Annotated in this window: 18 protein-coding genes; 8 read left to right on the top strand and 10 right to left on the bottom strand. The window is 74.2% G+C overall.

All coding sequences use genetic code 11. The features are described 5' to 3' along the window. Positions 1-4: 4 nt before the first annotated feature. From EPD83_RS10785 to EPD83_RS10775, 3 genes are read right to left on the bottom strand one after another with little or no spacing between them, the layout of a single operon-like run. Complete coding sequence (locus EPD83_RS10785; protein WP_165566579.1) at positions 5-433, bottom strand: pyridoxamine 5'-phosphate oxidase family protein; 429 nt, start codon at positions 431-433, stop codon at positions 5-7. Next, positions 424-1002 (bottom strand): phosphoribosylglycinamide formyltransferase, encoded by a 579-nt coding sequence (gene purN / locus EPD83_RS10780; protein WP_235950511.1) that lies wholly within the window; start codon positions 1000-1002, stop codon positions 424-426. The genes EPD83_RS10785 and purN overlap by 10 nt, the downstream gene beginning before the upstream one ends. Further along, positions 999-2243 (bottom strand): cell division protein PerM, encoded by a 1245-nt coding sequence (locus tag EPD83_RS10775; RefSeq protein ID WP_165566577.1) that lies wholly within the window; start codon positions 2241-2243, stop codon positions 999-1001. The genes purN and EPD83_RS10775 overlap by 4 nt, the downstream gene beginning before the upstream one ends. A gap of 160 nt (positions 2244-2403) precedes the next feature. On the opposite strand from EPD83_RS10775, the gene EPD83_RS10770 reads away from it, so the two are divergent. The 4 genes from EPD83_RS10770 to EPD83_RS10755 all read left to right on the top strand — a co-directional run bounded on the left by EPD83_RS10770 (position 2404) and on the right by EPD83_RS10755 (position 5321). Next, positions 2404-2964 (top strand): SigE family RNA polymerase sigma factor, encoded by a 561-nt coding sequence (locus EPD83_RS10770; RefSeq protein WP_235950509.1) that lies wholly within the window; start codon positions 2404-2406, stop codon positions 2962-2964. Beyond that, a complete protein-coding gene (locus tag EPD83_RS10765; RefSeq protein WP_164896747.1) occupies positions 2951-3817 on the top strand; it encodes a hypothetical protein in 867 nt (288 codons plus the stop codon). The genes EPD83_RS10770 and EPD83_RS10765 overlap by 14 nt, the downstream gene beginning before the upstream one ends. A gap of 84 nt (positions 3818-3901) precedes the next feature. Further along, positions 3902-4447 carry an RNA polymerase sigma factor gene (locus tag EPD83_RS10760; RefSeq protein ID WP_128368274.1) on the top strand — a complete coding sequence of 182 codons (546 nt, stop codon included), beginning with the start codon at positions 3902-3904 and terminating at the stop codon, positions 4445-4447. Further along, positions 4437-5321 (top strand): hypothetical protein, encoded by an 885-nt coding sequence (locus tag EPD83_RS10755; RefSeq protein ID WP_165566576.1) that lies wholly within the window; start codon positions 4437-4439, stop codon positions 5319-5321. Before EPD83_RS10760 ends, EPD83_RS10755 begins: the two co-directional genes overlap by 11 nt. Positions 5322-5444: 123 nt before the next feature. On the opposite strand, the gene sucD is transcribed toward EPD83_RS10755, so the two are convergent. The 4 genes from sucD to EPD83_RS10735 all read right to left on the bottom strand — a co-directional run bounded on the left by sucD (position 5445) and on the right by EPD83_RS10735 (position 11605). Further along, entirely contained in the window at positions 5445-6341 is an 897-nt protein-coding gene (gene sucD, locus EPD83_RS10750; protein WP_128367858.1) for a succinate--CoA ligase subunit alpha, read from the bottom strand. Positions 6342-6376: 35 nt separating this feature from the next. Continuing rightward, positions 6377-7555 carry an ADP-forming succinate--CoA ligase subunit beta gene (gene sucC / locus EPD83_RS10745; RefSeq protein ID WP_165566575.1) on the bottom strand — a complete coding sequence of 393 codons (1179 nt, stop codon included), beginning with the start codon at positions 7553-7555 and terminating at the stop codon, positions 6377-6379. 281 nt (positions 7556-7836) lie between these two features. Next, on the bottom strand, positions 7837-9402 hold the full coding sequence (locus EPD83_RS10740) for a M4 family metallopeptidase (RefSeq protein ID WP_165566574.1): 1566 nt from the start codon (positions 9400-9402) through the stop codon (positions 7837-7839). Positions 9403-9562: 160 nt separating this feature from the next. After that, positions 9563-11605 carry a M4 family metallopeptidase gene (locus tag EPD83_RS10735; RefSeq protein WP_235950507.1) on the bottom strand — a complete coding sequence of 681 codons (2043 nt, stop codon included), beginning with the start codon at positions 11603-11605 and terminating at the stop codon, positions 9563-9565. 209 nt (positions 11606-11814) lie between these two features. Here EPD83_RS10735 and EPD83_RS10730 point away from each other — a divergent pair, with 209 nt between their 5' ends. After that, positions 11815-12744, top strand: a complete 930-nt coding sequence (locus EPD83_RS10730; protein ID WP_165566573.1) for an esterase/lipase family protein — start codon at positions 11815-11817, stop codon at positions 12742-12744. A 237-nt stretch (positions 12745-12981) separates the two neighbouring features. Continuing rightward, complete coding sequence (locus tag EPD83_RS10725; RefSeq protein ID WP_128367324.1) at positions 12982-13803, top strand: M23 family metallopeptidase; 822 nt, start codon at positions 12982-12984, stop codon at positions 13801-13803. Positions 13804-13868: 65 nt separating this feature from the next. Here the strand turns inward: EPD83_RS10725 and EPD83_RS10720 are convergent, their stop codons facing one another. The 3 genes from EPD83_RS10720 to EPD83_RS10710 all read right to left on the bottom strand — a co-directional run bounded on the left by EPD83_RS10720 (position 13869) and on the right by EPD83_RS10710 (position 17805). Further along, complete coding sequence (locus EPD83_RS10720; protein ID WP_128367325.1) at positions 13869-14762, bottom strand: hypothetical protein; 894 nt, start codon at positions 14760-14762, stop codon at positions 13869-13871. 17 nt (positions 14763-14779) lie between these two features. Continuing rightward, positions 14780-17230 carry a DNA helicase PcrA gene (gene pcrA / locus EPD83_RS10715; protein WP_165566572.1) on the bottom strand — a complete coding sequence of 817 codons (2451 nt, stop codon included), beginning with the start codon at positions 17228-17230 and terminating at the stop codon, positions 14780-14782. A 194-nt stretch (positions 17231-17424) separates the two neighbouring features. Beyond that, positions 17425-17805 (bottom strand): hypothetical protein, encoded by a 381-nt coding sequence (locus EPD83_RS10710; RefSeq protein ID WP_128365703.1) that lies wholly within the window; start codon positions 17803-17805, stop codon positions 17425-17427. A 336-nt stretch (positions 17806-18141) separates the two neighbouring features. Here EPD83_RS10710 and ligD point away from each other — a divergent pair, with 336 nt between their 5' ends. Continuing rightward, on the top strand, positions 18142-19131 hold the full coding sequence (ligD, locus tag EPD83_RS10705) for a non-homologous end-joining DNA ligase (RefSeq protein ID WP_128365702.1): 990 nt from the start codon (positions 18142-18144) through the stop codon (positions 19129-19131). After that, the gene (gene arfB / locus EPD83_RS10700) at positions 19131-19580 is read left to right on the top strand and encodes an alternative ribosome rescue aminoacyl-tRNA hydrolase ArfB (RefSeq protein WP_128365701.1); all 450 of its coding nucleotides are present in this window, start codon (positions 19131-19133) and stop codon (positions 19578-19580) included. Before ligD ends, arfB begins: the two co-directional genes overlap by 1 nt. Positions 19581-19583: the final 3 nt, after the last annotated feature.

Genomic DNA, 19583 nt, shown 5'->3' with positions numbered 1-19583 from the left:
CGGGTCAGGACGACGCGTACGGCGAGGGCGGCAAGGTCTCGGGCCAGGACGCGCCGAGCACCCGGTCGACGTCGAGGACGACGACGACGCGCTGCGGGTTCGGGCGCGGCTGCCGGTAGCGGGCGGCGTACCGCTCCTCGGCGTCGCGGACGGCGTCGGGGTCCTCGAGCACCCGCGTCGTGCCCTCCAGGCTCAGCCAGCGCCGGCCGTCGACCTGGCCCAGCGCCGCCCGGCGACCGGCGCGCGCCTGGAGCACCTTGGCGCTGGACCGTCCGGCGATGACCCGCGCCACGAGGGCGTCCTCGTCCCAGGTGAACCCGACGGGCACGACGTGCGGGCTCCCGTCGCGCCGCAGGGTGGTGAACAGGGCCAGGTGGCGCTCGCGCATGAACTCGACGGCGCGGGCGGGCAGCTCGGCCGGGGTCAGCGCCACGACCGGTCCTCCGCGAGGGCGGTGAGCACGTCGACGAGCATCTCGCGCTCGGCGACCTTGATCCGCTCGTGCAGCGTGTCCTCGGTGTCGCCGGGCTCGACCCGCACGGCCCGCTGGTCGATGATCGGCCCGGTGTCGACGCCGGCGTCGACCCAGTGACACGTGCAACCGGTCACCCGTACCCCGTGCGCCAGGGCGTCGCGGACGGCGTGCGCGCCCGGGAAGCTCGGCAGCAGCGCGGGATGGGTGTTGACCACCCGCACGGCGTCCAGCACCGCCGGGCCGAGGATCCTCATGAACCCCGCGGAGACGACGAGGTCGGGCGCGTGGTCGAGCACCAGCCGGGCGAGCGCTTCGTCCCAGGCGGCGCGGACGGCGAAGTCCGGCACCCGGCAGACGAAGGTCGGCAGCCCCCGGGCCGCGGCCCGCTCCAGGCCGCCGGTGCCGTCGCGGTCCGCCCCCACGGCGACGACGCGCACCGGGGCGTCGGCGGCGTCGAGCACCGCCTGGAGGTTCGTGCCGGACCCGGAGACGAGGACGACGAGCCGCAGCGGGTCGGGGCCGGTCACCGCCGCAGCCGCCACGCGTCGCGCAGGACGACCGGCACGGCGCCGACGAGCAGCGTGAGGAAGAGCGCGAGGGTCAGGTGCGCGGCGGGCGCGCCGACCGAGGACAGGCGGAACTGGCCGAGCGACCCGCCGCCGACGGCGTCGAGGAGCCCGACGAGGACCGCGGTCGTGGCGCAGGCGGAGAGGGCGACGGCGAGCTTGGTCCGCACCCGGGAGAGGCGCGCGACCGAGCCCAGCGAGCGGCGGGCCACCCAGCCGCCGACGACGGCCAGGACGAGGACGCCGACGACGCCGACCGCCGCCGGGAACTCCTGCGGCTGCGGCAGGGCGCCGAGGACGGGGACGAGCGGCAGCAGCCCGCTCTCGACGCCGCTCCACGTCACCGAGGCGCCCTCGACGACGGAGAAGCCGGGTCCGGCGAGGAACGAGACGACCCACACCGCCAGGTTCGGCAGCGCGGCCACCTGCACCCCGTCGAGCATCCACGTCCCGGCGCCCGAGGACCCGAGGTCGTGGTCGACGGCGGCCACCGCCGGCCAGCCCAGGACGACGGCGCCGAGGACGACGAGGACCCCGACCGCGACGAGCACCCAGGCCCCGGCGACCCCGGCCGCGACGCCGCGGCGCACCGTCTCGGGCAGCCGCGGGGTGAGCCGCGCGCCGACCACGTCGGGGTCGTCGGCCGCGACCGCCCGCAGCGCGAGGCCGGTCCCGAGCAGGGGGACGAGGACCGCGGGGAGGGCGAGCGTCCACACCAGCGGCGGGAAGGAGCCGCGGGCGGCGAGGACCCAGCCGGCGGCCACGACGAGGACGTACCCGCCCCACCAGGCGCCGACGGCCGCGGCCAGCGGACGCGGCAGCAGCCCGCCCCAGATCCCGCCCTCGGTGCTCACCGAGACCATGGCCTCGCGGGCGCCGAGGCGCGCCACGAGGACGAGGACCCCGAAGGCGAGCAGCGGGGTGAAGGCCAGCGTCGCCGTCCCGGCGACGAGGTGCGCCCCGCCGGCGAGCAGCCAGAGGGAGGACCCGACGGCCAGCGCGTCGCCCGTGGCCGAGCCGCCCAGGGGGTCGGCGCGCCACGTCAGCAGCACCGGACCGACGACGAGGAGTGCGGACACCAGCCCCGTCGCCACGCCGATGACCGCCGACCGGCGCCACCCCGGAGCCCAGGGCGGCGGCGCCTCCCCGGCGGGCTCCTCGGTGCCGGGCAGCGCGGACAGCAGGCGGTCGACGACGGTCATCGTCCCCCAGTGTGCGTCGTGGCCGCCGCGCCGCGACGGAGCCGCGCCGACACCCGTCCTGACCGACACCGGTCCCCGCGTCCCCATGGCCGGGGTGCAACCTGGCACCCTGGCCGGGCGTCGGGAGGGACGGGAGCACAGCCGACGACGAGGGGGACGGGTGGGGGAGGACCGCACGCGGGAGTTCGACGCGTTCTACCGCGGCACGGCGCACCGCGTCGTCCGGCTGGTGCACGCGACGACGGGCGACCTGGCGCTCGCGCAGGAGAGCACCCAGGAGGCGTACGCGCGCGCCTGGGCGGACTGGGGGCGCGTGCGCACCTACACCGACCCGCTGTCCTGGGTCCGCACGGTGGCCCGGCGCGCGGCGGTCAGCGAGTGGCGGCGCGCCCGCAACCGGACCGAGGCCCACCGCCAGGTGGCCGTGCCCGAGGCGGGTGCCGGGCCGGCCGGCGAGCCGGGCGCCGACCACGTCGCTGTCGTCGCCGCCCTGCGGGCCCTGCCGGACGAGATCCGCGAGGCGATGGTCCTCTTCTACGTCGGCGACCTGTCGGTCGACCGCATCGCCGAGGAGACCGGCTCGCCCGTCGGCACCGTCAAGGCGCGGCTGCACCGCGGCCGGCAGCGGCTCAGGCCCCTGCTGGCCACAGACCGACCCGACCTCACCGACCGACGCACTGACGACCCGACGCGCGAGGAGGGATCCCGTGGCATCCGTTGACCAGGGGTGGACCCGCGCCCACGACGACGCCCTGCGCGACGCCCTGACCGACACCCTTGCCGAGGCCGACTCCGCCGTGCTCGACCGGCCCTCGGCCGTCCGCGCGGTCGGCGACCGGCGGCGCAGGGGCCGGACCCGCGGGCGCGCACTCGTCGCCGCCGTGCTCGTCCTGGTGCTCGGCGGGCTGGGGTACGGCCTGCTCCGCGGCGGCGACGCACCGGACCCCTCCCCCGCGACCCCGGGCCCGACCGTCAGCGCGACCGCGTCGCGCACCTCGCTGCCCGGCCCGTCCTCCTCCGCCTCGCCCCGCCGGACCCCCACGACGACGGACACCGACGTCATCGGCGAGGACGGCTCGGTCGGCCCGTTCCGGGTGGGGATGACCCCCGCCCAGGTGCGCGCGACGATCCGCCGCGACTACCCCGACGGCAGCGTCCGGATCGAGCAGCGGAGATTCGTCGACGGCCAGGTGCGTGTCGACGCCCTCGTGCAGGACGGCGCGGACTCGCAGATCACCCAGCAGGGCGCCGGCTCCGGGATCATCGGCCTCATCGACTCCGAGCGCCGGGGCACGTCCGGGGCCGGGGTCCTCGACGTCTTGTTACCGCCGACCACCGCCCGGCTCCACGGCCTCGGCGTCGGCGACCCGGTCGCCGCCTTTCAGCGGGAGTTCCCGGACCGGGTGGCACCGGACGCCTCCTCGACGGTCTACCGGCTCACCTTCGAGAACGGGACGCGGCTGCAGCTCGGGATGTCCTCGTCCTACCTCGACCCCAGCGCCGGCGCCGACACGCTGGTCGTGCTCGAGCCCGGCCGGTCCGAGTTCTCGGGCTTCCCGTACTTCACCTTCTGAGGTCCCGGACCGGTCGCGGAACCGACGCAACCCCGGCGGGGGTGGTGTGCGTCCGGCATCGTGAGACGACGAGACGGAGGGGACATGGACGATGACGCAGCGAGGGACTTCGACGCCTTCTACCGGGCGACGGTGGAACGGGTGGTCCATCTCGTGTATGCCACGACGGGGGACCTGACCCTGGCCCAGGACAGCACGCAGGAGGCCTACGCCCGGGCCTGGCGGGACTGGCCGACGGTCTCCGGCGCGCAGGACCCGCTGGCGTGGGTGCGCACGGTGGCCCGGCGGCTGGCGGTGAGCCAGTGGCGCCGCGGCAAGGCGCAGGACCGGGCCTACACCCGGCACGGGGCGGCCCGGCACACCCCCGGACCGTCCCCGGACCGGGTGGCCGTCCTCGAGGCGCTCTCCCGGCTGGGCGCACCCACCCGGGAGGCCCTCGCGCTGCACTACCTCGCGGACCTCGGCGTCGAGCAGATCGCCGCCGAGACCGACACCCCGGTCGGCACCGTCAAGGCCCGGCTGCACCGCGGCCGGGCGCAGCTCGCCGCACTGCTACGGCCCGACGACGACCACCTCGAAGACCCCGGACCCCGTGACCTGCACGGGAAGGAGACCCGCCATGGCCGATGAGCCTCTGAACCGCGACGACATGCTCGTCCGCGACGCCCTCATGACCCTCGCCCGGGACGTCGAGTCCCTCGACCTGTCGCAGCCCGAGGACGTGCGAGCCTCCGGCGGCGCCGCGCGGCGGCGCCGCATGCTGTGGACGACGCTGGCCACCGCGGCCGTCGTCCTCGCCGTCGCCGCCCTCGGGTTCCTGAACCTCGGGCGCCCCGAGGCCCTCGAGCCGGTCCCGGCCGGGACGTCGACGGCACCGGTGCCCACGAGCGCCACGCCGAGCCCCAGCGTGACGGCCACGTCCACCCCGACACGGCGCGCGACCAAGCGCCCGAGGCCGACGCCGACCGCGCCGGCGACACCCACGCCGTCCCCGACCCCGACCGCCGTGGTCGTGGCCCCGCCGGAGCCGGAGCCGCAGCCGTCGGTCACGGCGCCCCCTGCGCCGGTCGTCCCGCCGGAGTGCGGGGCCGTCCGCGGTGACGTGGTCGCCGGCGACGCGACGGCCGCCGCCCTCGCGACGGCGCGCCGTCTCATGGACCTCGCCGTGGCCTGCGACGCACGCGGGCTGACCGAACTGGCGACGCGGGACGACACCGTGCTCGACCACTCCGGCGGCCCGGTGACGGACGCCTTCGCGCTGCCGGGGAGCGAAGCGCGCTACCGCGCCCTCACCCTCGTCCTGGCCATGCCGTCCGAGCAGAACGAGTTCGGCACGGAGTGGCCGCGGACCCCGCGCACCGACGCGGAGTGGCAGCGCCTGGTCGACCTCGGGCTCCTGGACGAGCGCAGCCTCGAGACCGCCAAGGCCGAAGGCACGTACCCGGGCTACCGGGTGCTGATCGCCGGCGACGGCACCTGGCTGGTGATGGTCAACGGGGACTGACCGCCGACGAGCGGGCGCCCACACGGACGCCCGACACCCCGGAACGTCCTCCGGACCCCCCCTTACGAACCGGGGTCCGGAGGACATTTCGGGGTCACCCCGAAATGTCCGCCGGGGTGGGGGTCAGGAGGAGGAGAGGGAGCGCATGATCTCGCGCATGAGGTCGGCGGTCTCGGACGGGGTCTTGCCGACCTTGACTCCGGCGGCCTCGAGGGCCTCCTTCTTCGCGGCCGCCGTGCCCGACGAGCCGGACACGATGGCGCCGGCGTGGCCCATCGTCTTGCCCTCCGGGGCGGTGAACCCGGCGACGTAGCCGACGACCGGCTTGGTCACGTGGTCCTTGATGTAGGCGGCGGCGCGCTCCTCGGCGTCGCCGCCGATCTCGCCGATCATGACGATGGCGTCGGTGTCGGGGTCGTTCTGGAAGGCCTCGAGACAGTCGATGTGCGTCGTCCCGATGACCGGGTCGCCGCCGATGCCGACGGCGGAGGAGAAGCCGAAGTCCCGCAGCTCGTACATCATCTGGTAGGTCAGCGTGCCGGACTTCGAGACCAGGCCGATGCGCCCGCCCTCGGCGATGTCGGCGGGGATGATGCCGGCGTTCGAGGCGCCGGGGCTGATGAGGCCCGGACAGTTCGGGCCGACGATCCGGGTGCCGCCCTTGTCCTTCGCGTAGTTGTAGAACTCGGCGGTGTCCTTGACGGCGACGCCCTCGGTGATGACGACGCAGAGGGGGATGCCCGCGTCGATCGCCTCCATGGCGGCGGCCTTGGTGAACGCGGCCGGGACGAAGACGACCGAGACGTCGGCGCCGGTCGCCTCCATCGCCTCGGAGACGCTGCCGAAGACGGGGACGGTGACGCCGTCCTCGAACTCGACCTCGGTGCCCGCCTTGCGCGGGTTGACCCCGCCGACGACGGCGGTGCCCGAGCGGAGCATCCGCTGGGTGTGCTTCATGCCCTCGGAACCGGTCATGCCCTGGACGATGACCTTGGAGTCCGCGGTGAGGAAGATGGCCATGGGTGTCGTTCCTGCTCTCTCGTCGCTGTCGTCGGTCAGTTCTGGGAGGCCAGCTCGGCGGCCCGGCGCGCGGCGCCGTCCATTGTCGCCTCGACGGTGACGAGGGGGTGGTCCCGCTCGGCGAGGATCCGCCGGCCCTCCTCGACGTTGTTGCCGTCGAGCCGCACGACGAGCGGCTTGCTCGCCTCGTCACCGAGGGTGTCCAGCGCGCCGACGATGCCGTTGGCGACCGCGTCGCAGGCGGTGATGCCGCCGAAGACGTTGACGAACACCGACTTGACCTGCGGGTCGTTGAGGATGACGTCGAGCCCGTCGGCCATGACCTCGGCCGAGGCGCCGCCGCCGATGTCGAGGAAGTTCGCGGGCTTCTGGCCGCCGAACTCCTCGCCGGCGTACGCGACGACGTCGAGGGTGCTCATGACGAGGCCGGCGCCGTTGCCGATGATGCCGACCGAGCCGTCGAGCTTGACGTAGTTGAGGCCCTTCTCCTTGGCCTTGGCCTCCAGCGGGTCGGTGGCGGCGGTGTCCTCGAGGGCCCCGTGGTCCTGGTGGCGGAAGTCGGCGTTGGCGTCGAGGGAGACCTTGCCGTCGAGGGCCACGATGTCGCCGGCCTCGGTCTTCACCAGCGGGTTGACCTCGACGAGCGTCGCGTCCTCCTCCTGGTAGGCCGTCCAGAGGGACTTGATGACCGGCTCGACCTTGGCGGCGGTGTCGGCGTCGAAGCCGGCGGCCTCGACGATCTCGCGGGCCTTGGCGTCGTCGATGCCGGTGTTCGGGTCGACGGCGACACGGGCGAGTGCCTCGGGCCGCTCGACGGCCAGCTGCTCGATCTCCACCCCGCCCTCGACGCTGCACATCGCGAGGTAGCGGCGCTCGGCGCGGTCCAGGAGGATCGAGAAGTAGTACTCCTCGGCGATCTGCGCGCCCTGGGCCACCATGACGCGGTGGACGGTGTGGCCCTTGATGTCCATGCCGAGGATCGCCCGGGCGTGCTCCTGCGCCTCGTCGGCGGTCTTCGCGACCTTGACGCCGCCGGCCTTGCCGCGGCCCCCGGTCTTCACCTGGGCCTTGACGACGGTGACCCCACCGCTGGCCGTCCCCACCCGCTCGGCGGCCTCCTTCGCCTCCTCGGGGGTCGTCGCGACGGCCCCGGCGAGCACGGGCACCCCGTGCTTCTCGAACATGTCACGGGCCTGGTACTCGAAGAGGTCCACGAGGCGATCCGTCCTCACTGTCGGCGAAAGGTGGGCTGCTCCGCACACTATCGGCGTCCGGTGTGCGGGTCGTCACCGGAGGCGGACGAGGGAGGGATCGCACCCGCGAGCGGTCGGTCCGGGCCGCCCACCGGTGGCCCGATCCGCGATCCCCCGGGCCGCCCCACCGGGACCGGACAGCCCCCGGAGGGCGCCCGGCCGGCACACGCCGAGGGCGCGCCACCGGTGACCGGTGACGCGCCCTCGCCCCTCCTGCGGGCCTGGGCCCCGGAGGCGTGACCTCAGGTGGTGCAGGTCTGCGTGCCCGCGGGGACCGCGATGGCGTCGAAGCCGTTCCGGACGGCGGCGCACTCGGCGCTGCCGGTGCCGTACAGCTCCTTGGCCGAGGCGATGGCGCCGTCCCGGGCGGACTTGTAGGTGCTCGTCGACACGAGCTTGGTGCTCAGCGTCCGGTACCAGACCTTCTCGGCCACCGAGTGCCCGACGCCGCTCATCGACGAGCCGTTGCACGTGGGGCTGTTGTAGGCGACGCCGTTCACCGTCTTGGCGCCGCTGCCCTCGGACACGAGGTAGAACCAGTGGTTGAGCGGGCCCGAGGAGTAGTGGACGTCGAGCCGGCCGACCTGCTTGCTCCAGCAGTCGGCGCTGCGGCCGTCCCTGCTCGGCCGGTCCATGTAGCGCAGCGGGGTGCCGTTGCCGTTGATGTCGATCTTCTCGCCGATGAGGTAGTCGCCCGGGTCGGCCGCGGAGCCCGCGTGGAACTCGACGGCGGTGCCGAAGATGTCCGAGGTCGCCTCGTTGAGACCGCCGGACTCGCCGCGGTAGTTCAGGCCCGCGGTGTTCTCGGTGACGCCGTGGCTCATCTCGTGGCCGGCGACGTCGATGGAGGTCAGCGGCTTGGCGTTGCCCGCACCGTCGCCGTAGGTCATCTGGGTGCCGTCCCAGAACGCGTTGTTGTACGCGTTGCCGTAGTGGACGCGGCTGCGCGCGCCGACCCCGGTGTCCCAGATGCCCTTCCGGCCCTGGACGTCGTTGTAGTAGGCGTAGGTCTCCTGGGCGCCCCACTGGGCGTCGGCGCCCGCGGTCTGGCGGCTGGAGGTGGTGCCGTTGCCCCAGACGTCGTCGGCGTCGGTGAACTCGGTGCCGGTGCCGGACGTCGCGCCGTTCAGGTCGGTCGTGTGGTTGCCGACGGTGTCGCGCAGCCGGTAACCGCCGGTACCGGTGATCGTGCTGAGCGTGACCGTGCCCGAGTACTGGGTGTTGCCGGTGCCCTCGACGATCGTCTCGGCCGAGCCGAGCACCGTGCCGCTGCGGGCGTCGACCCAGGTCTTCAGCCGGCTCGGGGTCTGGCTGGCGCGCACGCCCTCGGTCGTCACCTGCCAGGCGAGGCGCGGGGCGCCCTGGGCGGCGTAGACGACGAGGTCGCTGGAGGTCCTCTCGACGCGGTAGCCGGCGCCCGAGCGGGCGGTGGCCTCGGCGACCGAGCGGGCGAGCGTGGCGCGCTCGGCGGCCGGGGCGACGTCCTTGGCCGCGGCCCAGTGCTGGTCGCCGACCGAGCCGTCGGGGCGCTTGGCGAGGACGAGGTCACCGCCGACGACCGGCATCCCGTCGAGGGTGCGGTCGTAGTGGACGTGCCGGGTGCCGTCGGCGTCCGTGACGACGCTGCGGACCGTCAGGGACTGGTCGGCGCCCAGGCCGAGGGCGCGCGCGGTGGCGCCGGCGGCGCGCTGCTCGTCGGCGCGGGGGGAGGGGTCGGACCCGGCCGAGGCGCCGGGGGCGACACCGCCGGCCAGGGCGGCGGCCACGGCGACGGTCACGGCGGTTCCGGTGAGGATGCGGTGGGACATGGAGGGCTCTCTCCTGGGGTGTGGGCACCGGGCCGCGGAGGCGCGGCCGGCGCGGCGTGCGAGGACGCACGCGGGGGGTGGGCGCCGCGGGCCGACCGGCGGGCGGCGGGAGGGGGGTGGGGGGGGGGGGGGGGGGGCCCCCCCCCCAACCACCCCGGGCTCACGAGACCGTGAGCGCGGTGTCGTCGACGACGAAGGAGGTCTGGTAGACCGAGTCCTCGTTCATGACGAACTTCACCGTGACGGACTGGCCCTTGTACGCCGAGAGGTCGAAGGACTTCTTGACGTACGAGCCCGTCGCGTCGAGGTTGGAGTACGTGGCGAGGGCCGTGGTGGCACCCCCGACGACGAGCTGCGGCTGCATCTTGTCGTAGGCGGTGCTCGTCGTGGACTCCGAGGTGTCGATGCGCACGTAGAACGACAGCGTCGCCGAGCTCGCGCCGGACGGGATGGTCACCGTCTGCTGCTCGCTCTCGGTCGTCGTCGAGCCGTTGCCGCCGAGCCACATCTTCCAGCTGCCCGAGCGGGCCGGGCGGCCGGTGTTGTTCGTGATCGGGCCCGCGGAGCCGGTCCAGACCGTCGCCCCGGACTCGAAGCCCGGGTTGCCGAGCAGCTGGCTCCCCCCGGTGGGCGGCGGCGGGGTGCTGCCCCCGCAGGTCGCCGAGCCGGCCGGGACGCTGATGGCCGAGAACGCCTTCTCGACGGCGGTGCACTGGGCCGACCCGCTGCCGTAGAGCTCGACGGCCGAGGTGATGGCGCCGTTGCGGGCCGCGGCGTAGGTGCTCGTCGAGGTGAGCTTCGTCGACAGCGTGCGGTACCAGATCTTCTCGACGGCCGAGCGGCCGGTGCCGGGGAAGGAGGTGCCGTTGCACGTCGGGCTGTTGTACGAGACACCGTTGACCGTCTTGGCGCCGCTGCCCTCGGAGGCCAGGTAGAACCAGTGGTTCAGCGGGCCGGAGGAGTAGTGCGGGTCGAGGTTCTTGGTCCCGGTGGTCCAGCAGTCCTGGCTGCGCCCGTCCTTGGACGGCTTGTCCATGTAGCGCAGCGGGGTGCCGTTGCCGTTGATGTCGATCTTCTCGCCGATGAGGTAGTCGCCGACGTCGGCCGAGTTGCTGGAGTAGAACTCGACGGCGGTGCCGAAGATGTCCGAGGTCGCCTCGTTGAGGCCGCCCGCGTCGCCGGAGTACTGCAGGCCGGCGGTGTTCTCCGTGACGCCGTGGCTCATCTCGTGCGCGGCGACGTCGAGCGAGGTCAGCGGGTGGGTGTTGCCGCTGCCGTCGCCGTAGGTCATCTGGGTGCCGTCCCAGAAGGCGTTGACGTAGGCGTTGCCGTAGTGGACCCGGCTGCGGGCGCCCGTGCCGTTGTTCCAGATGCCGGCCCGGCCGAGGACGTTGTTGTAGTAGGCGTAGGTCCGCTCGGCGCCGTACTGCGCGTCGACACCGGCGGTCTGCCGGCTCGTGGACGAGCCGTTGCCCCAGATGTTGTCGGCGTCGGTGAAGAGGGTGCCGTTGCCGGAGGTGCCGCCGCCGAGGTCGGTCGTGTAGTTGCCGCGGCTGTCCTTGAGCTGCCAGGTGGAGCCGCTCTGGACGGTGTTGAGCGTGACCTTCCCGGAGTACATCGAGTTGCCGGTGCCTTCGACGATCTCGTCGAAGCTCGTGACGACCGCGCCGCGCTCGGCGTCGACGATGGTGTGCAGACGGCTCGGGGTCTGGTCGGCCTTGACGCCGGTCGTCACGACGTCGTAGGCCAGCGTCGGGGTTCCCTCGCCGGCCCAGACGACGAGCTCGGCGTCGGAGCGCTTGTCCGTGGCCTTGGAGCGGGCCGCGCCGCGGGAGATCGCGGTCGACCTGGCGACGGACGGCGTCGTCGTGCGGGCGCCGACCGCCTTGTGGTCGGCGTTGTAGTGCACGCCCTCGACCTTGCCGCCCTTGGCCTTCTCGACGATGAGGTCGCCCCCGACGACGCGCAGGCCCTTCCAGGTGCGGTCGTAGCGCACCCACGTCGTGCCGTCGGGGTCGGTGACGGTGGACCGGGGCACGAGCTTCTCGGCCCTGGCCAGGCCGAGGGCCGCGTGGTCGGCGCCGGGGCTGCTCGCGGACGGGGCGGCGGTCGTGGCGCTGCCGACCGCGGTCGCGGCGGGTAGGCCGCCGACCAGGGTCGCGAGGGCCGCGCCGAGGGCGAGGCCGGTGGTGAGTCGTCTCACGGGGACGGTCATCTCCTTCGTGGATCCACGCCCGGGTCCGGGCACGACCGGAAACATGGTCCCGCCTCCGGCCGCGGGGCAATGCTTATTGCGAAGAATTGACCGGGGCGGCGTAACTCTTTACCGGTCCGGGGCGCATCCTTGACGTTCTCCCACAGATTGCTGAGATGCGGTTGCGCCGGGAGTCGCCACGTGGGATGACGATGGCCATGCGCGCCGCCCGGGACCCCCTGCCACCGGCTCGTGGCGGGGTCGTCTCGGGAGCGTCCGGCGCGACGGGCCCGCTCGCGGCGGTGCGGCACGCGGCGGCAGCCCTCACGGACCCGGCGGTGCTCGCGGGAGCCGCGGTGGAGGCCGCGTGGCTCGGCGCGCACGTCGCCACCTGGCCCGTCGGTCTCGTGGCGGGGGCCGGCCGGGCCGCGCGTCCGGACCACCGGCTCGAGCACCTGCCCCCCGTGCGCCGCGGGTTGCTCGTGTCCGACGTCGAGGCCGCGGGGACGCCGATCCTCCTCGTGCACGGCATCGTCAGCAACCGCTCGATCTTCACCCTCCTGCGCCACGGGCTCACCCGCCGCGGTTTCACGAACGTCTTCGCGATGAACTACCCGACCCTCGCCACCGACGTGCGGTCCGCGGCGCTGCGGCTGGCCGAGGAGGTCGAGCGGGTCGCCGCCGAGACCGGCTTCGAGCGGATCCACGTCATCGGTCACAGCCTCGGCGGGCTCATCGCCCGCTACTACGTCACCCGGCTCGGCGGCGACGTGCGGGTGCACACCCTCGTGACGCTCGGCACCCCGCACGAGGGCACGTGGGCGGCCTACTCGCTGCCGACCCGGCTCATGCGCCAGATGCGTCCCGGCAGCGGCCTCATGCGCGAGCTCGCGCGACCGGCCCCGGGCTGCCGCACCCGGTTCGTGTCGTACTGGTCCGACGCCGACACCGCGATCCTCCCGCAGCGCTCGGCGGCCCTGCGTCATCCGGACCTCGGCGCACGCAACGTCCGCCTGCACGGGGCCGGCCACCTCACCCTGCCGATGCTCGGCGAGGTCGTCCACGGCATCTCGGTGGCCCTGGCCCAGCTCGACGCCGGCGGGGCCACCGTCCGGCGCGGGGTGACCCCTCTGTCCACCCGCGAGTGACCAGCAGGCGGGACACCTCTAGACTCTCCGGACTTTCCTGAGAATTCCCTCACCTTCGACGAAGCCTCGACGTCGAGACATCGGCGCAGGTCAACGCCCCATTGCGCGCGTGTACCCCACAGGGCGCCCGCGACACTTCTCAGCGAACCGCTTTCGGTCACGGAATGGTCACGCTACGGTTGCCCAGCCCGCCAGGCACCCCTGCCCCACCCGCACCACCCCGAGGTCCATCCCATCGTGACTTCCCGGTCCTACCAGGGTCGCCACTACTCCGGACGCCATCGCAACGGCTCCCGTGGCCCCCGTCTGCCCCGCGCCCTCAGCGCCGGCTTCGTGCTGCCCACGACGGCCGCCGCAGCCCTCGTGGTCACCGCCACCGGCGCGGCGACCGTGGCGCAGCAGTCCGGGGCCGAGAGCACCATCGCGCTCACCGGGCAGCAGACGGCGATGGCCCGGGTGCAGGAGGCTGCGGACACCTCGGCGTCCACCGACATCGCCGTCCGCCGGCAGGACGCCTCGATGCAGACGGCCGCGCTCCAGGGCCGGGCCGAGGCGCAGCAGCGCGCCGCGCGCGCCGCGAAGCGCAAGGCCGCCGCCGAGGCCCAGGCCCGCGCCGAGGCCGAGCGCAAGGCGCGGGCCGCCGCGCGGGAGGCCGAGCGCCAGGCCAAGAAGTGGGTCCGGCCGGTCGGCATCTGGAACCTCACCTCCGGGTTCGGCTGGCGCTGGGGCAAGCAGCACGACGGCATCGACCTCGCCGCCCCCACCGGCACCCCGCTGTACGCGATGTCCCAGGGCACCGTCACCCAGGCGGGCTGGGAGGGCGAGTTCGGCTACAAGGTCGAGATCCAGTACTGGGACGGCAGCGTCTCCTGGTACGGCCACATGAGCCGGATCGACGTCGTCGCCGGCCAGACGGTGCTCCCGGGCAGCCAGGTGGGCCTCGTCGGCAACACCGGCCACTCCTTCGGCTCGCACCTGCACTTCGAGATCCAGACCAGCGCCGTCGGCGACAACCCGGTCGACCCCGTGCCGTGGCTCCAGACCCACGGCCTCTGGTGACGTCCCCCGGCCGCCGGCTGCCCGTCCGGCGCTGACCCTCCCGGGGCGGGCCGGCCGGCGTCCGCTCAACCCGGGCGGAGCGCGCGGACGAGCCCGCGCCACTCCTCACGGGTCGCGGTGAACCAGAAGCCGAGGAACAGCACGACCTCGACGACCTCGGTGACGAGCACCGCGTAGGGCACCCCGGCGACGATGAGCACCCCGCCGACGAGCAGGCCCACCCACATCGACGCCGTGAGCAGGCCGAACACCCGCCGGGTCCGGGCGCCGTCCGGCGGGGCGTCGTCCGCCGCGCGCAGCCGGTGCGGGATGGCGTGGCTGGCCGCGGCGAAGGACAGGTTGACGACGAGCAGCGTCGCCGCGAGGACGTGGACGGCGGTGAACAGCGACCGCCCGAGCACCGCCTGCGCCCCGAACAGGACGAGCGCCACGACGGCGACGAGGACGAGCTGGGTGCCCCACGAGACGAGGGTCAGCGCGCGCGCCAGCGGGGGCCGGCCCGACCACCGCCGGCCCGGGCCGCGCAGGAGCAGCTGGTCGGCGACGAGGTAGAGGACGAGCACCACGAGCAGGGTGGCCAGGGCCAGCCGCAGGTTGCCGACGAGGTCGGCCGCCGAGACCGGCAGCGGCGCCCCGGCGGCCTCGGCCAGGCGCGCGGCGTCGAGCCCGTCCTGGAAGGAGATCGGGACGAGGGCGACGAGGACGGCGTTGATCCCCGCGACGTCCAGCGCCGTGTCCTCCAGGCCCGACTCGCCCTTGAACACGACCATCCCGAGTCCGCAGGCCATGAGCGCACCGACGAACACGTCGCGCAGCGGGCCGGTGTAGTAGTCGCTGATCGACTCCAGCACCTCGCCGCGGACGAGCGCCAGCGCGACGACGGCCAGCAGCAGCCACACCGCGGGCAGCGGCGTGACCACCCGCAGGTAGCGGTAGGTGTCGGCGACCCGGTCCCCCACGGCCGTCCCCGGTCGGCTCAGAGCTTCTCGAGCGGCGCGTAGCGCAGGACGAAGCGCTTGACGCCGAGCTCGCCGCCGAAGTCGACCTCGGCCTGGGTCCGCTCGCCCTCCCCCATCGTCCGCACGACGCTGCCGAGCCCGTAGGAGTCGTGGGTGACCCGGTCGCCCGGGGACAGCTGGACGATGGGCCGGTTGCCCGGCGAGCGCACGCCGGGGCGGGCCGCGAGGGTGGCGACGGCGGGTCGCTGGTCGCGCCGGCCGACGGCGGACGCCCCGGACAGCTCCCGCTCCCAGCGGACGAGCGCGTCGGGGATCTCGTCGAGGAACCGCGACGGTGGGTTGTACTGCGGTGCGCCCCACGCCGACCGGACGGCGGCGCGGGAGAGGTGCAGTCGCTCGCGGGCCCGGGTGATGCCGACGTACGCGAGCCGCCGCTCCTCCTCGAGCTCCTTGGCGTCGCCGAGGCTGCGCAGGTGCGGGAAGGTCCCGTCCTCCATGCCGGTGAGGAAGACCACCGGGAACTCCAGGCCCTTCGCGGTGTGCAGCGTCATGAGGGTGACGACGCCCTGGGCCTCGGCCTCGGCGTTCTCGGGGATCTCGTCCGCGTCGGCGACGAGCGAGACCTGCTCGAGGAAGTCCTCGAGGGCCAGCACCTCGCCGGTCTCCCGCCGGGCGTCGTCGAACTCGCGGGCGACGGCGACGAGCTCGGCGAGGTTCTCGACCCGGGTCTCGTCCTGGGGGTCGCGGCTGTCGCGGAGCTCGGTGAGGTAGCCGGACCGGTCGAGGACGGCTTCCAACAGGTCGGAGACGCCGGCGTCCTCGTCGTCGCGGACCCGCCCGAGGTCCTCGAGGATGCCGGTGAACCCGCGGATGGCGGCCACCGAGCGGGTGGCGATGCCCGGCGCGTCCTCGGGTCGGCCGAGCGCCGCGACGAAGGGGATGCGCTCGCGCTCGGCGAGGGCGGCGACGCAGGCCTCGGCACGGTCGCCGATGCCGCGCTTGGGCACGTTGAGGATCCGCCGCAGGTTGACGGTGTCGGCCGGGTTGGACAGCACCCGCAGGTAGGCCAGGGCGTCCTTGACCTCCCGGCGCTCGTAGAACCGGGTGCCGCCGACCACCTTGTACGGGAGCCCGACCCGTACGAAGACCTCCTCCAGCGCCCGGGACTGGGCGTTGGTGCGGTAGAACACGGCGACGTCGCCGGGGCGGGTGCCGTGCTCGTCGCCGAGCCGGTCGATGGTGCGGGCGACGAAGGCGGCCTCGTCGTGCTCGTTGTCGGCGACGTACCCGACGATCTGCTCGCCGTCGCCGCTCGCGGTCCAGAGGTTCTTCTTGCGGCGGGTCTCGTTGCGGGCGATGACCGAGTTCGCCGCCTGGAGGATGGTCTGGGTCGAGCGGTAGTTCTGCTCGAGGAGGATGGTCCGCGCCTGCGGGTAGTCCTCCTCGAACTCCTCGATGTTGCGGATCGTCGCGCCGCGGAAGGCGTAGATGGACTGGTCGGCGTCCCCGACGACGACGAGCTCGCTGGGGGCGACGGCGTGCTCGCCCCGGCCCTCCTCGGTGCCGACGAGCTCACGGACCAGCTGGTACTGCGCGTGGTTGGTGTCCTGGTACTCGTCGACCATGACTTGCCGGAACCGGCGGCGGTAGTGCTCGGCGACGTCGGGGAAGGCCTGGAAGATGTGGACCGTCGTCATGATGAGGTCGTCGAAGTCCAGGGCGTTCGCCGCGCGCAGCCGCCGCTGGTACTCGGTGTAGGCCTCGGCGAGCACCTGCTCCTGGTGGGTGCCCTCCTCGGACACCCGGCGGGCGTAGGTCTCCTCGTCCACGAGCTCGTTCTTGAGGTTGGACACCTGGTGCCCGAAGGCCCGCGGGTTGTAGCGCTTGGGGTCGAGGTCCATGTCGCGCAGGACCATCGACATGAGCCGCTGGCTGTCGGCGGCGTCGTAGATGGAGAACTGAGAGCGCATCCCGACCTTGTCGGCCTCGCGGCGCAGGATCCGCACGCACGCGCTGTGGAAGGTCATGACCCACATCGCCCTGGCCCGCGGCCCGACGAGCGCCGACACCCGCTCGCGCATCTCCGCGGCGGCCTTGTTCGTGAAGGTGATGGCGAGCACCTGTCCCGGCTGCACCCCGCGGTCGGCGAGCAGGTGGGCGATGCGGTGGGTGAGGACCCGGGTCTTGCCCGACCCGGCCCCCGCGACGATGAGAAGTGGCGGCCCCTCGTGGAGCACGGCCTCGCGCTGCTGGGGGTTCAGGCCCTCGAGGAGGGCATCGGCGTCGAGCCGCCCAGGAGGGGCGAGCGGACCCCCGTCGGGACCACGGCCCTCCGCGGCGGCCTGCGCCCAGGTGGGGACGCCGGCGGCGTTGACGAGGGCGGCGTGCGCGCTGTCGTGGGTCGCGGGATCCGCGGCTCCGGGGCGTCCGGACCCGCCGAGGTCGAGGCCGTCGAAGAGGGTGCTCATGCTCGCTCCACCCTACGTCCCGGCACCGACGCCCTCACCCCCGCGCCACGGCGGTCGGCCTGCGTCCCCGGTCCGGTCCGCCGGAGGGCGGGACAGGTGCCGGGGTGTCCCGCGGCGCGCCGGCGCAGGTGCGGACGCGGGACGGCCGGGACCTCGCGTGAGGTCCCGGCCGTCGCGGCGGTGCTGGGGGCTGGTCAGCCGCACCAGGGGTAGACGAACAGGCTGTTCTCGCCGGCGCGGTGGTCGGCGAGGAGCACGTTGAACGGGATCGGGTCCGGGACGCCGCTGATGTCGGCGCCGTCACGGACGGTGACCCCGAGCGCCACGGCGTCGGAGATGGCGACGCCGTTCTTGGCGACCGAGGACAGGAGCCCGGCGCTCTTCAGCGTCGAGATGCCGGCGCGCATGCACTCGGTGTCCGGGGCGGCCTGCGCCGGCACGGCGAAGGCGGCGGCGGCGACACCCGCGACGGACGCGGCGGCACCGGCACGCACCCAGGCGCGGGCCGAGTCCTGCGACTGCAGCGGGTTGGTGGTACGGGTGAAGGGGGTGTACCGGGGGCGGCGGCGGCTCATGTCGACGGTCTCCTCTGTCCTCACTGACGTGGTGTGTCGGTAGTCAGACCGTATGGACTCGTCCAGGGTTTGTCGAGACCTCTGTCGAACCTTTTACGAAGGTTTGACGAATCCCGCCCGTCGAGGGTCGGTGAGAGCGTTTCCGCACGTCACAGACGTCCCGCGGGTCCCACGGGTCGCGCGGGCAGGGGACCGGCGGCCCGGCGCGGGTCGTGGTCCTGTCGAAGGTCGGTCGCCCCCGGGACACCGCGACGGGGGCGCACGGGGGCGACACCGGCGCCGTCGTTCCCGCCGGTCCGCGGGCACGTCGGGCCCCCGGAGCCCTACGGTGGCGGCATGGCCTCGCGCAAGGGTGAGTTCGGGGAACCCGTGGTCCTCGACGTCGACGGGTTCGACGTGCGGGTCTCGAGCCCGGACCGGGTGTACTTCCCGGCCCGGGGCGAGACCAAGCTCGACCTCGTCCGCTACTACCTGTCGGTGGGCGACGGCATCGTCAACGCGCTGCGCGAGCGGCCGTGCATGCTCCACCGCTTCCCCGACGGCATCGCCGGGGACAAGGTGCACCAGAAGCGGCTCCCGCGCGGCGCCCCGCCGTGGGTCGAGACCGTGCGCCTGCACTTCCCCCGCTACGGCCTGCACGCCGACGAGCTGTGCGTCACCCGGCCGGCCGACGTCGCGTGGGCCTGTCAGATGAGCACCGTCGAGTTCCACCCCTGGAACAGCCGGCGGTCCGACACCGAGAAGCCCGACGAGTGGCGCATCGACCTCGACCCGATGCCGAAGGCCCCGTTCTCCCGGGTCCGCCGCGCCGCCCACGTCGCGCACGAGGTGCTCGACGAGCTCGGGGCCACGGGCTGGCCGAAGACCAGCGGCGGGCACGGCCTGCACGTCTACGTCCGCATCGCCCCGGAGCACGGCTTCGCCGACGTCCGGCGCGCCGCGCTGGCCTTCGCCCGCGAGGTCGAGCGGCGGCTCCCCGACGACGTGACGACGACGTGGTGGCGCAAGGACCGCGACCCGGCGGCGGTGTTCGTCGACTACAACCAGAACGCCCGCGACCACACCATCGCGGCGGCGTACTCGGTGCGCGGCAACGACATCGGCACCGTGTCGGCCCCGATCCGGTGGGACGAGGTCGACGACGCCGAGCCCGACGACTTCACCATCGCGACGATGCCCGCCCGGTTCGCCGAGCTCGGGGACCTGCACGCCGGCATCGACGACGCCGTGTTCGACATCTCGCCGCTGCTGGAGTGGGCCGAGCGCGACGAGGCCGAGGGCGCGCAGGCACCGCCGGAGCCCGAGGACGACACCGGGACGCCCTGATGGACCTCGTCGTGCCGCCCGGCCCCGGGGTGCCGGCGGGGCTCGTCGTGCCGGCCGGTGAGCTCGTCGAGCGGTTCTCCCGCTCCTCCGGTCCCGGCGGGCAGGGCGTCAACACCGCCGACAGCCGGGTCGAGCTGGAGCTGGACGTCGCCGCCGTCCCCGGGCTCACCGAGGCCCAGCGGCGCCGGGTGCTGCGGAGCCTGGAGGCCCGGCTCGTCGACGGCCGGCTCGTCGTCGCCGCGTCCGAGCACCGGCAGCAGCGGCGCAACCGGGTCGCCGCCCGGGAGCGCATGGCGGCCCTGCTGCGCGAGGCGCTCGCCCCGCCGCCGCCGAAGCGCCGGGCGACCCGGCCGACGCGCGGGTCGGTCGAGCGACGGATCCGGGCCAAGAAGCAGCGGGCCGAGACCAAGGCGCTGCGCGGCCGCCCCTCCCGCCGCCCGGACCTCTGACCC

Origin of the sequence: Phycicoccus flavus (assembly GCF_004025965.2) — a bacterium.
Taxonomy (GTDB): Bacteria; Actinomycetota; Actinomycetes; order Actinomycetales; family Dermatophilaceae; genus Phycicoccus; species Phycicoccus flavus.
This window is presented reverse-complemented; position numbering and strand designations above follow the sequence as displayed.

Excerpts from the sequence above, each read along its gene's own strand:
- EPD83_RS10775 (WP_165566577.1), bottom strand. The coding sequence starts at position 2,243 with ATGACCGTCGTCGACCGCCTGCTGTCCGCGCTGCCCGGCACCGAGGAG.
- EPD83_RS10760 (WP_128368274.1), top strand. The coding sequence starts at position 3,902 with ATGGACGATGACGCAGCGAGGGACTTCGACGCCTTCTACCGGGCGACG.
- ligD (WP_128365702.1), top strand. The coding sequence starts at position 18,142 with ATGGCCTCGCGCAAGGGTGAGTTCGGGGAACCCGTGGTCCTCGACGTC.
- arfB (WP_128365701.1), top strand. The coding sequence starts at position 19,131 with ATGGACCTCGTCGTGCCGCCCGGCCCCGGGGTGCCGGCGGGGCTCGTC.
- pcrA (WP_165566572.1), bottom strand. The coding sequence starts at position 17,230 with ATGAGCACCCTCTTCGACGGCCTCGACCTCGGCGGGTCCGGACGCCCC.
- EPD83_RS10730 (WP_165566573.1), top strand. The coding sequence starts at position 11,815 with ATGCGCGCCGCCCGGGACCCCCTGCCACCGGCTCGTGGCGGGGTCGTC.
- EPD83_RS10755 (WP_165566576.1), top strand. The coding sequence starts at position 4,437 with ATGGCCGATGAGCCTCTGAACCGCGACGACATGCTCGTCCGCGACGCC.
- EPD83_RS10740 (WP_165566574.1), bottom strand. The coding sequence starts at position 9,402 with ATGTCCCACCGCATCCTCACCGGAACCGCCGTGACCGTCGCCGTGGCC.
- EPD83_RS10710 (WP_128365703.1), bottom strand. The coding sequence starts at position 17,805 with ATGAGCCGCCGCCGCCCCCGGTACACCCCCTTCACCCGTACCACCAAC.
- sucD (WP_128367858.1), bottom strand. The coding sequence starts at position 6,341 with ATGGCCATCTTCCTCACCGCGGACTCCAAGGTCATCGTCCAGGGCATG.